Genomic DNA, 12091 nt, shown 5'->3' on the forward strand with positions numbered 1-12091 from the left:
CTACTTACTTAATGAGTAAGTATGGCTAACCCTAGTTTTTTATATTAAGGTATCCCCCTCGAAAAATGAGTACTGCAAATGATATAGTGAAAGACCGATTCCAAAACTCATTCCGAAAAGCAATCCAACCTCAGCGGGGAAGAGAACACTCCACACAAGGAAGTTTCAATCACAATAATAGGCTTTAATACATGAAGAACAGGCACATCTTGAGCAAGAGTAAAATCTTTCCAATATTAAATGTTAAGATATTAATATGAATAGGCGTGGTGATAGAATGTCCGCATTAACAATCTCTCAATTAGAGGTATTAACATTAAAAGAGCTTTATACGCTTGCGAAAGAATATAAAGTCTCTTATTACGCAAAACTTACGAAGAAAGAACTTATATTTGCGATTTTAAAAGCACAGGCAGAAAAAGACGGCTTCTTATTTATGGATGGTGTATTAGAAATTATCCCTTCAGAAGGATTTGGTTTCTTAAGACCAATTAATTACTCCCCAAGCGCCGAGGATATTTATATTTCTGCTTCACAAATTCGCCGCTTTGATCTAAGAAACGGTGATAAGGTATCTGGAAAAGTGCGCCCACCAAAAGAAAACGAGCGTTACTTTGGTTTGTTGCATGTGGATGCAGTAAATAGTGAAGACCCAGAGACATCGAAAGAGCGCGTCCATTTCCCTGGATTAACAGCGTTATATCCAAATCGTTTTATGAAATTAGAAACCGAGACGAGCAAGATTTCAACACGAATTATTGATTTAATGACACCGGTTGGATTTGGGCAACGTGGTTTAATTGTTGCACCGCCGAAAGCTGGGAAAACAACACTAATTAAAGAAATTGCTAACAGTATTAGTGTAAATCACCCAGAAGCAAAATTGATTATTTTACTTGTTGATGAGCGTCCTGAAGAGGTAACCGATATCGAACGTTCAGTTGCAAAGGATGTAGATGTTGTTAGTTCTACCTTTGATGAGGTTCCAGAAAATCATATTAAAGTGTCTGAGCTCGTGTTAGAACGTGCGATGCGATTAGTAGAGCATAAACGTGATGTCATTATTTTGATGGATAGTATTACAAGACTTGCACGTGCCTATAACCTGGTTATTCCACCAAGTGGTCGTACTCTTTCAGGGGGGATTGACCCGGCAGCATTCCACCGTCCGAAACGATTCTTTGGTGCTGCGAGAAACATTGAAGAGGGCGGAAGTTTTACGATATTAGCAACAGCTTTAGTTGATACTGGTTCGCGTATGGATGACGTCATTTATGAAGAATTTAAAGGTACAGGAAACATGGAGTTGCACTTAGACCGTAATTTATCGGATCGTAGAATTTTCCCTGCTATTGATATTCTACGTTCTGGAACGCGTAAAGAAGAATTGCTCGTTTCTAAGGGGCAGCTTGATAAGATGTGGGCAATCCGTAAGACGATGCAGGATTCACAAAACTTCTTAGAACGATTCCTGAGAAAGTTAAAATCTTCGAAGAACAATGAGGAATTTTTTGAACAAATGGACGAGGAAATGAAACGAAAAGGAATTAAGAAATAGTAAGTTTTATACCATATAACGCTATATTAATTTTTTACTAGCTATTGCAATCACCCTTCGACACTGGTATAATCATTTTATGTGAGTTTTGATAAGGTTTTAAACCTATGACGGCTCTTAGAATAACTCTGTTTCCAAAGGACTCAGGGCAAAGAGGAGTGGAAGATGATGAAAAAGGATATTCATCCAGAATACCAAAAAGTAGTATTTCTTGATACTAGTTCAGACTTCAAATTTTTGAGTGGATCAACTAGAGGATCTAGTGAAACAATTGAGTGGGAAGATGGTAACACATACCCATTAATCCGAGTTGAAATTAGCTCTGATTCTCATCCGTTCTACACTGGTAAACAAAAAGCTGATAAAGTCGGCGGCCGTGTTGACCGATTCAAGAAGAAATATAATCTTAAATAAAAAGCTGAAACAACTTTTAATAGTTGTAGCTGCATAATAAAAGTAAAGTATCCGACATATTTTACTAAGAGAACAGGCAAAATGTCTATATTTTGCCTGTTTTTTTACTTTAAAATCTGACGAATTATGAGTTATTATGTTGAATTTAGTGGTAAACTAGACAACATACATAACTTTTTTTATACAATGCCAAAGTGAGGGATTCTTGTAAATGTATGTAATGAAGCAAAGCGGCTGGGTTGAAGTGATTTGTGGTAGTATGTTTTCTGGGAAATCAGAGGAATTGATTCGTCGAGTTCGCCGTGCTGCTTATGCAAATCTAACGATGCGTGTATTTAAACCAGCAATTGACAATCGTTATGAAGAAAAGGCTGTCGTTTCTCATAATGGAACATCAACGATAGCGATTCCGATAAACAGCTCGGAAGAAGTACTGAAGCATATTGATAAAACAGTGGATTTCGTCGCGATAGATGAAGTGCAGTTTTTTGACGAGAATATTGTTGACATAGCCGATGAACTAGCGAATCGAGGTATTCGCGTTGTTGTCGCAGGCCTTGATATGGATTTCCGTGGCGAGCCATTTGGACCAGTACCGAAGCTAATGGCAATCAGCGAATCTGTAACAAAACTAAGTGCGATTTGCCCGGTTTGCGGCGCTCCAGCTAATCGAACTCAGCGGTTAATTAACGGAAAGCCAGCATCCTATGATGATTCGGTTATTCTGGTAGGTGCATCGGAATCCTACGAGCCGAGATGTCGCCATCACCACGAAGTACCTAACAAACCGAGAATTCAACTTTTACAAAAGCTATCCAAAGTATCTGATTAGAGTGCCTGATTGGTGCTCTTTTTGGTATGTCGCTATTGCTTTTTTAATCTGCAGTTCATGCGTATATTGAAAGAATAAATTTTGACCGTATCCATTGAGTATAATATAATGATACTGTTAATCAGAAAGAGGTGTTCGTGATGTTAGACCGTTTACAATCATTAGAAGATCGTTATAATAAATTAAATGAATTATTAAGTGATCCAGAAGTAATAAGTAATACAAATAAACTACGTGAATATTCAAAGGAACAATCAGGATTGGCAGATGCTGTTCAAGCCTTTCGTGAATATAAAGATGTTGGTTCCCAGTTAACGGATGCAAAGGAAATGCTTGAGGATGAGCAAGATGCTGATATGCAAGAAATGGTAAAAGCAGAAATAGCTGAGTTAACCCAGTCAAAAACGGATTTAGAAGAAAAGATGAAGATCTTACTTCTGCCAAAAGATCCAAATGACGATAAAAACGTATTTATGGAAATTCGTGGCGCAGCAGGTGGAGATGAAGCTGCATTATTTGCTGGGGATCTCTACAGAATGTATTCTCGTTATGCAGAGAATCAGGGCTGGAAAACGGAAATAATGGAGGCTCATACAACTGGTGTTGGTGGCTATAAAGAAATAATCTTTATGATCAACGGAAATGGTGCATACTCGAAGCTGAAATATGAAAATGGAGCACATCGAGTACAACGTGTACCAGAAACAGAATCTGGCGGTCGTATTCATACTTCTACGGCAACAGTAGCTGTTTTACCTGAAGCAGAGGATGTAGAAGTGGAAGTGCATGAAAAGGACATTCGTGTCGATACCTTTGCATCTAGTGGACCTGGTGGGCAAAGTGTTAACACGACTATGTCTGCTGTCCGTTTAACACATGAACCAACGGGAATTGTAGTCTCGATTCAAGACGAAAAATCCCAAATCAAAAATAAAGAAAAAGCAATGAAAGTTCTTCGTGCAAGAATTTATGATAAATTCCAACAAGAAGCACAAGCGGAATTAGATGAAACTCGTAAATCTGCAGTTGGTACTGGAGATCGCTCGGAACGAATTCGTACGTATAATTTCCCGCAAAATCGGGTTACCGATCACCGAATTGGCTTAACAATTCAGAAGCTTGACCAAATTCTTCAAGGTAAGTTAGATGAATTTATCGAAGCATTGCAATCTGCAGAACAAATGGAAAAGCTAGAGCACATTGGTGAATAATATGGGAAATAAACAATATGAAGTCCTAAAATGGGCTTCTCTTTTTTTAGAGAAGCATAATCGTGAACCGAGAGTTGCAGAAATTCTGCTCCAGCATTATTTAAATGTTACGAGATCAACGTTTTATATGAAGATGCAGGATCCGGTTGCTGCCCCTATTATTGAAAAGTTTAAAGAAGACATTATGAAACATGCTGAAACTGGTATACCCGTCCAACATCTTACAGGCGTAGAGAGTTTTTATGGTAGAGAGTTTCTAGTCAATCAGAATGTGCTCATCCCAAGACCGGAAACGGAGGAGCTTGTCCAATATGTGATAAATGACGCAGCGCAAGATTATGATGGACAAGCCCTTACGATTGTTGATGTAGGTACAGGTAGCGGGGCGATTGCGATTTCACTCGCCTTAGAGCTCCCAAATGCTACTGTGTATGCAACAGATATATCAACAGATGCACTCCATGTTGCAAAGGAGAATGCAGCTCGATTGCAGGCGAAGATTCATTTTCTAGAAGGTAACTTTTTGGAGCCATTTATTGATGGGGGCATTCAAGCAGATATCATCGTTTCGAATCCCCCTTATATCGCAAAAACAGAAATGCTTGCAGATACTGTAAAAGATTTTGACCCAGCACTAGCATTATTTGCCGATGAAGATGGATTAGCCGCATATAAACAGATTATTAATCAAGCACAAAAAGTCGCAAAGCAGAATACAGCACTAGCATTCGAAATCGGCTATACACAAGCAGATGCAGTAAGCTCAATAATTGAACATACCTTTCCAACGAGTGAAGTTCAAACAATCCAGGATATCAACGGGAAGGATAGAATTATTGCAGCAAGATTGTAGGTAGCTTACATTTGTTGTCTATTACCTTTTTCACGAAATCACAATAAAATGAGCTGGGATGATGACTGAATTATAGGCTTCCGCTGCGGAAATACACTACGCTTTCCGCGGGCGGCTGGTGAGCCTCCTTGTGCTGTCGCACTTCGGAGGCTCACCGAGGCCTTTCCTCCCGCAGGAGTCTCCGTGTTTTTCCTCCGCTGGGATTGTGCGGGCGTAATTAATTTTCTAACTATAAATGAGAAAGAATCTTATCATCCACCATATGGCCGTTGATTGTAGTGTATGCCAGAAGACTCCTGCGAAAACAAAGGCTGAGATTCCATTGGAAGTGGTTTTTCTTTCGCTGGAGTTTCAGACTTGTCCGCGAAAAGCGACTGTCTGCAGCGGAAATCAACATTGCACTTATATCGTGAAAATAAGCAAAAAATAAAATTACTAGAATACTAGTTTAGAATCGATTTTCACTGTCCATACTGAAACTATCAGAGGAAAGGGGAATAAACGATGAAGAAACTAGTATTTTTTGCATTTATTTTTATCTTAATATTTACAATGTTTCCTACAAAAGGTGTGAGTCAAGATACAACTTTAGAATATGAATATCAACAGATTCCAGACGAAGCAATTCGACTTCGAATCTTAGCAAATAGTGATAATGAGCGTGATCAAGAGGTCAAACGACATGTGCGAGACCGAGTGAATCGGGAAATTAGCGATTGGGTAAAGGATATGACAGACATTGATAAGGCCCGAGCTTTAATCGAATTCAAGCTACCGGAAATAAATGAAATTGTCGCAAATGTAATTAAAGAAGAAGGAACCGAAAATGAATTTACAGTTGAATACGGTGAAAACGTAGCCTTTCCAACGAAATTATATGGAACTTATTTATATCCTGCAGGTGAATATGAGGCAATATTAATCACAATAGGTGAGGGAAATGGTGCCAATTGGTGGTGTGTATTATTCCCGCCACTGTGCTTTCTTGATTTCTCATTTGGCGCTAATGTCGCATCAGCAGCAGATGCAGAGAGTTTAGAGCAAGAAGAGGAAATTGAAGAAGTAACGGAAGAAGAGGAGCCAGAAGTGAAATTCTTCCTATTTGAATGGTTTGGTTGGTCATAGTTTCTCTAGTATTTGCATAAGATGGTAGAAAGGTGAAGCAAAATTCTTATTGTTTGCGGTTATTTATATAAAGTGCGAAAGTGCGATTTTCTAACGAAGATGTAATGCTGCCGAAGCTTTCCTTGTCCTGTGGGAATAGCAACTGCAACGGCTGAAGATCCTTAGTCTATAGTTTATCTCAACTACTTATTTTATGCTTATCACTTGATAAGCAACTATTTATTAGAGCCAAAGAAAAAAGGAAGTATCTATCATTCTAATAACAATATGAAGAGAGGTGTGTAAGATGAATATTATTCCGGCACTTCAAGCAGATGAAACGAAGTTGGTGATGTTTTTCGAGCAGAACGATAGCTTAGATAGTGAGACATTATTAAAATCAGGTTATGTTGTTGAAGGTGATTCTGAGATTGAAGGCTGCTTTGCGTTAGATTTAGTGGAGCCTGATGTTTATTGGTTAAAACAGCTTTATATTACAAAATCAGCAGCGAATAAATTACCATTCCTTCTTGAAGCAATCTTAGTAATGGCAAAAGAAAAACGTGCGAAAAGTGTTTATGTACACAGTCATCAACCAGTAGTGGATATTTTGTTAGATGCACTGCAATTCAATCGACAAAACAATACGTCATTTGTGGATAACCACCCAATTACCAAGGGGAATTGGTGGTCGTATCACGTTTCTTAATAAAGAACACTGAAATGTTGAACTACTGAAAACGTTAACTTATGCACATTATCAACAGGTGCATGTTGATAACTTGTGAAAAAACTGTGAGTATGTCACTGATTTTGTGCATAATAATCATCTTCTTTAAAAATTCCCTTTTATGATAGGAAAAATCCTGTGGATAACCATTCAGAGGATTTTTTTCATTTCATGGAATGGGAAAGGATAAAATATCTGCTTTTTCGATTTCTGTACCTGAAGATACTGCGTCGAGTTCCAACACCCGTACTGCAAGCAAATTTTCCTCACTTCAGTATGAAATAAGACTTACCGATTGGTTATATATGGGGCTTAGCGCACGTATTCTTGTGGTGAAAAGCCATTATCGATTCGAAAGAAAGTTCATATTAAATGCTACATCATGTCGCACGCTGAACTTCCACACAGTGCTAAGCGGGTGCTTCCTTATTGTTCTAGTTATCCACATTTTGCGTAAATCACTGTTATCCTCTAAAATAGTAATGAGAAAAGAGGGAACGAAGATGGTAGACACATTAAAATGGAACATACAAGATGATGGAAAATATAATAGTCAAGCAATAAATCAAGCTGCAGCATTATTGAAACAAGGGCAGACAGTAGCATTTCCTACAGAAACAGTATATGGACTTGGTGCAGATGCGACTAATCCAGAGGCAGTTTCAAAAATCTTTGAGGCTAAAGGTCGTCCACAGGATAATCCACTAATTGCCCATGTTGCGACAATGGAACAGTTAATAAAGCTTGTGGATAACATCCCGCCTTACGTAAAAACATTAATTGATACATTTTCACCTGGACCGATCACCTACGTATTACCGAGCAATGGAACATGTGCGGCAAATGTTACAGCAGGCTTACCAACAATTGGAGTACGAATTCCTGATCATCCCGTTGCACAAGCTTTACTAAGAAAATGTGATATCCCGATTGCTGCGCCTAGCGCGAATATTTCAGGAAAACCGAGTCCAACAACAGCTTACCATGTTTTTGAAGACTTGCAAGGAAAAATAGCAGGAATTCTTGATGGTGGAGCAACAGGTGTTGGTGTCGAATCAACGGTTATTGATTGCACTGAAGCAATTCCGACAATCCTCAGACCAGGTGGTATTACCGTGGAGCAGCTTCAGGCAGTAGTTGGCGACGTTAATGTCGATCCCGCTTTAGTCAGTTCTACGGAACGTCCGAAAGCACCTGGAATGAAATACAGGCATTATTCGCCAGAAGTTCCATTATGGCTTGTTCAAGGAACAGCACTAGAAATACAGCAAGTGATTGAAAGGGAGCAGAGGAATGGAGCTCGTATAGCCGTTTTAGCAAGCGCTGGTACTGCGAAACTATTGCACACGGAAGAAATTTTTATCCTTGGGGATAATATCAATGATATTGCAACACACTTATATGATGCATTACGCAAATACAAATCAAGTGATGTCGATCTAATCGTCTGCGAAGCATTCCAAGAGTTTGGAATCGGCCAAGCGGTAATGAATCGTTTGAAGAAAGCTGCATCTAAGTATTTAGTGAACTAATCTTTAAACGAGTGACGAATACTGTTAAAAACGAAATAACTGGCAATAACCTATCTTTCATATTTCCCCTAGGACATGCATATAGTAAATAAGCATGTCCTAGGGGGAAAATCTATGTCAGAGTATTTTATTCGAGAACTTATCGCATTGATATTTATGGCCATTGCATTGGGGATGGATGCATTTTCTTTGAGTCTAGCTATGGGGATGCAAGAATTGCGCCTAAAAAGAGTTGCGCTTATTGGTTTTACTATTGGTATTTTTCATATTTTGATGCCCTTTATCGGCATCCTATTAGGAAAAGTAATCTCGGGACAAATTGGGGATATGACCACTATAGCGGCAAGCCTTTTATTAGTGGCTATTGGTGCACAGATGATTTTTTCTGCCTTTAATCACCAAGCGAAGAAACTAATCCAGCCATATGGGTTTGGGCTTATTATTGTTGCTTTTACGGTTAGTTTGGATAGTTTTTCAATTGGGCTAAGTCTTGGTTTATCAGGAGCAAAAACGTTTTTAGTCCTAATTTTATTTGGCGCATCGAGTACGATTCTCTGCTGGATAGGCATGATTCTAGGAAGAAAGGTCCATGGTTTTTTAGGAAGATATAGCGAAATCTTAGGTGGCAGTATTTTATTCGGCTTCGGTCTAATGCTACTGTTTGGTTAAATACCTTTGATACCCCTATTAACAACGCTTTAACGCCTCTCATCACTCCTCATCTCGCGCAATTATATCTGTCTTTCATCTAGGTAATATGGTATATTTAATGTATAAATTTCCTTTGGAGGCTCGTTATGAAAATACTATTTGTTTGCACGGGAAATACATGTCGAAGCCCAATGGCAGAGGCGATTCTGAAGGATAGAATGCCCGGAGCTGAAGTACAATCTGCTGGGATTTTTGCAGGTGAAAATCAACAAGCGAATCCCAATACAATCCAGATATTAGAGCGACACGGGATCGAAATTAGTCATCAATCACAGCCTGTGACAGAACGGTTGTTAGACTGGGCGGATGTTGTCTTAACGATGACAACACGGCATAAACAATCATTGATTATCGATTTCCCCAATTTTCAAGAAAAATATTATACGCTAAAAGAATTCATTTCTGAAGCGGATAAGAGAGTGTGGCAGGAGCTGAAAAAATCCTATGCCGACTTAGAGGAAAAACGTTCTTTATTTATTCAAGAGAATCAATTGAAATACAATTATGTTCAGTTGGACGATTTACTTGAGGACCATTTGGGAGAAGATATTGGGCATATTCGCAGGCTTGAATCTACTCTTATTAATTATGATATACCGGACCCCTTTGGTGGAAATCTAGTAACTTATGAAGAAACTTTCAAGGAGTTGGATGCGTATATTGAGTTGCTTATAAAGAAAATATAAGTAGTATGGAGGTTTAAAGATGAAGGATGGCTATCGTTTTAGTTTACGGTTAAAGCTAGTTTGTTTTACTACAATATTAGCGATTATTACATATGGTACAAGCGCACTTTTTCTTTACTTAATTTTTGAGTATATCCAGGAATTTGTGAATATCCCTTTTGAGTGGTATACAGTCATTGTCTTAGTTTTAGGTATTATTTGGTCGGGAATACTTTCTTATTTTGCTTCAAGTGTAATTACAAAGCCGCTAACGAAGCTAGAAAAAGTGGCATCAGATGCAGCGAAGGGTAATTTGAATCAAGTTGTGGATATACCGAAGTCTGAAGATGAAATTAGAGCGTTGACAATTGCTTTTGATATGATGTTAAAAAATCTGAATACGATAGTACATAATATTGATAATCATTTTTCCAGTACAAATGAAGCTGCGATTAAGATGAAGGCGGCTTCACATAAAGCAACACAACATTCTCATGTTATTGGTACGTCCATTGATGAAATTTCCCGTGGTGCAGAAAGTTCATCAGAAGCTATCCAACATACTGCAGAAGCGGTGGAAGTGGCAACTGGACTTGCAATCAAAGTTCAAGAGAAAGCTGGACAATCAAAGGATAAGTCCACACAAATGCTAGATACATTAAACACAAGTAGACAAGTAGTTAGTCAATTAGTCGAGGGCATTCAGAAATTAGCTGAAGAACAAGAGCATTCCCTACAAGATGTGGAACACTTGAAACAAAATACATTGCAGGTCGAATCCATTATTACGATGGTCGGAGAGATTGCAGAGCAAACGAATCTGCTTGCATTAAATGCGTCAATTGAAGCTGCAAGAGCTGGTGAGCATGGTAGAGGATTCGCTGTTGTAGCTGAAGAAATTCGTAAATTAGCGGATCAGAGTGCACAGGCTGTGCAACGAATTGGTGATTTAATAAAATCGATTCAAGAAGATGTCAAACGTGTCGTTGTGAAAATTAACGAAAACGTTGTATACGCAAGGAATGAATCTGAAAATGGTAAGGAAACAAATCTTGCCTTTGAAAAAATGTCAGGATCTGTAATCGATGTTGCAACAGAAATCGACAGTATTACGATGTTAGTGAATCAGCAAATAGAATCAATCCAAGATACAGTAAGGCAGTCTCAAGAAGTTGCAGCGATTGCTGAAGAAACTTCTGCAGGTGCGGAAGAAGTAAATGCCTCGATTCAGGAGCAAATTTCAACAATTGAACAAGTTGATGAATTAGCATTAGAAATTGAAAAACAAGCAGAGAAACTAAATCAACAAATCAATAAATTTACCATGAGTTAATGTGACTTTGGAAATGTACAGTATTTAATTTACAGCAAAAGAGGAGGAAGAAACATGAAAGTAATTCTTACTGGAGACCATGCAGGGATGACATTAAGAAATGAATTAAGGGATTTATTGGAAGAAATGGGCATTGAATATGAGGATACTGGCTGTAGCTGTGAAACCTCTGTCGATTATCCTGATTACGCTCTGCCAGCTGCGGAACGTGTGGCGAAGGGTGAATTTGATCGTGGCATTTTTATTTGTGGAACTGGTATCGGCATGTCAATCGCTGCCAATAAAGTGAATGGAATCCGAGCAACGGTTGTACATGATATCTATAGTGCAAAGTTAACTCGGCAGCACAATAATACAAATATCATTACGATGGGTGAGCGTGTAATTGGACCCGGATTAGCAAGAGAAATTGCAAAAACATGGCTAGAAACGGAATTCGAAGCTGGTCGCCATGCAAATCGACTTGAAAAAATTACGAACTACGAAGGATAATAAGAATGAATGACCAAGTCTGTAATTGTGACTTGGTCATTTAAACATGGTGGGGTGTAAATAATGGATGATTTAAATCAAAAAGTACAGCAAGATCTTGAAGAAGTAATTAATGAATGGCTAGAGAGCAACTATCTGCATGATGGTGAAGTGTTTGTTATTGGCTGTTCAACAAGTGAAGTTATAGGTAAGCATATTGGGACCTCAGGTAGTGAAGAAGTGGCAATTCGTATCTTTGCTGCGATGCAAAAGCTTAAACAGACAACAAATGTTCAGCTTGCATTCCAATGTTGTGAACATTTAAATCGTGCTCTCGTCGTAGAGAGAGAAACAATGCAGCACTATCGCCTTGAGGAAGTATCCGCCGTTCCAGTACCATCAGCAGGTGGCTCTATGGCATCTTTCGCATATAAACAAATGAAGGATCCTGTTGTTGTTGAACATATTCAAGCTAATGCTGGAATTGATATCGGGGAAACAATGATTGGAATGCATATAAAGCATGTTGCAGTACCATTACGCTTTGCGCAGAGGACTATTGGGGAAGCGAGAATTACCGGGGCATATAGTAGACCGAAATTAATAGGTGGAAAACGAGCGAACTACGATAATACGAGAGAAGACTGCAAATAATAATGTGTTTTCATTGTTTATAA

General features: G+C 38.6%; 13 protein-coding genes. All 13 read left to right on the top strand.

Features of this window, described 5'->3' with window-relative positions:
- The first annotated feature begins 277 nt into the window (after positions 1 to 277).
- Positions 278 to 1558 (top strand): transcription termination factor Rho, encoded by a 1281-nt coding sequence (rho, locus tag CWR45_RS04675; RefSeq protein WP_115748643.1) that lies wholly within the window; start codon positions 278 to 280, stop codon positions 1556 to 1558.
- A 168-nt stretch (positions 1559 to 1726) separates the two neighbouring features.
- On the top strand, positions 1727 to 1972 hold the full coding sequence (locus CWR45_RS04680) for a type B 50S ribosomal protein L31 (protein ID WP_114917929.1): 246 nt from the start codon (positions 1727 to 1729) through the stop codon (positions 1970 to 1972).
- 211 nt (positions 1973 to 2183) lie between these two features.
- Positions 2184 to 2804, top strand: coding sequence for a thymidine kinase (locus tag CWR45_RS04685; protein WP_115748644.1), 621 nt, complete (start codon positions 2184 to 2186; stop codon positions 2802 to 2804).
- A gap of 140 nt (positions 2805 to 2944) precedes the next feature.
- Positions 2945 to 4015 (top strand): peptide chain release factor 1, encoded by a 1071-nt coding sequence (gene prfA, locus CWR45_RS04690; protein WP_115748645.1) that lies wholly within the window; start codon positions 2945 to 2947, stop codon positions 4013 to 4015.
- 1 nt (position 4016) lies between these two features.
- Positions 4017 to 4868: a peptide chain release factor N(5)-glutamine methyltransferase gene (gene prmC, locus CWR45_RS04695; RefSeq protein ID WP_115748646.1), complete on the top strand. Its 852-nt coding sequence runs from the start codon at positions 4017 to 4019 to the stop codon at positions 4866 to 4868.
- 504 nt (positions 4869 to 5372) lie between these two features.
- A complete protein-coding gene (gene spoIIR, locus CWR45_RS04700) occupies positions 5373 to 5993 on the top strand; it encodes a stage II sporulation protein R (protein ID WP_115748647.1) in 621 nt (206 codons plus the stop codon).
- Between the two features lie 286 nt (positions 5994 to 6279).
- Entirely contained in the window at positions 6280 to 6681 is a 402-nt protein-coding gene (locus tag CWR45_RS04705) for a GNAT family N-acetyltransferase (RefSeq protein ID WP_115748648.1), read from the top strand.
- 524 nt (positions 6682 to 7205) lie between these two features.
- A complete protein-coding gene (locus CWR45_RS04710; protein ID WP_115748649.1) occupies positions 7206 to 8234 on the top strand; it encodes an L-threonylcarbamoyladenylate synthase in 1029 nt (342 codons plus the stop codon).
- A gap of 114 nt (positions 8235 to 8348) precedes the next feature.
- Positions 8349 to 8903 carry a manganese efflux pump MntP gene (locus CWR45_RS04715; RefSeq protein WP_115748650.1) on the top strand — a complete coding sequence of 185 codons (555 nt, stop codon included), beginning with the start codon at positions 8349 to 8351 and terminating at the stop codon, positions 8901 to 8903.
- A 128-nt stretch (positions 8904 to 9031) separates the two neighbouring features.
- Positions 9032 to 9631 (top strand): low molecular weight protein arginine phosphatase, encoded by a 600-nt coding sequence (locus tag CWR45_RS04720; protein ID WP_115748651.1) that lies wholly within the window; start codon positions 9032 to 9034, stop codon positions 9629 to 9631.
- A 19-nt stretch (positions 9632 to 9650) separates the two neighbouring features.
- Positions 9651 to 10943: a methyl-accepting chemotaxis protein gene (locus CWR45_RS04725; protein WP_115748652.1), complete on the top strand. Its 1293-nt coding sequence runs from the start codon at positions 9651 to 9653 to the stop codon at positions 10941 to 10943.
- Between the two features lie 54 nt (positions 10944 to 10997).
- On the top strand, positions 10998 to 11435 hold the full coding sequence (gene rpiB / locus CWR45_RS04730) for a ribose 5-phosphate isomerase B (protein WP_115748653.1): 438 nt from the start codon (positions 10998 to 11000) through the stop codon (positions 11433 to 11435).
- 63 nt (positions 11436 to 11498) lie between these two features.
- Positions 11499 to 12068 carry a TIGR01440 family protein gene (locus tag CWR45_RS04735; protein ID WP_115748654.1) on the top strand — a complete coding sequence of 190 codons (570 nt, stop codon included), beginning with the start codon at positions 11499 to 11501 and terminating at the stop codon, positions 12066 to 12068.
- Positions 12069 to 12091 lie beyond the last annotated feature (23 nt).

It is taken from the genome of Oceanobacillus chungangensis, from assembly GCF_003369565.1.
Lineage (GTDB): Bacteria > Bacillota > Bacilli > Bacillales > Amphibacillaceae > Oceanobacillus > Oceanobacillus chungangensis.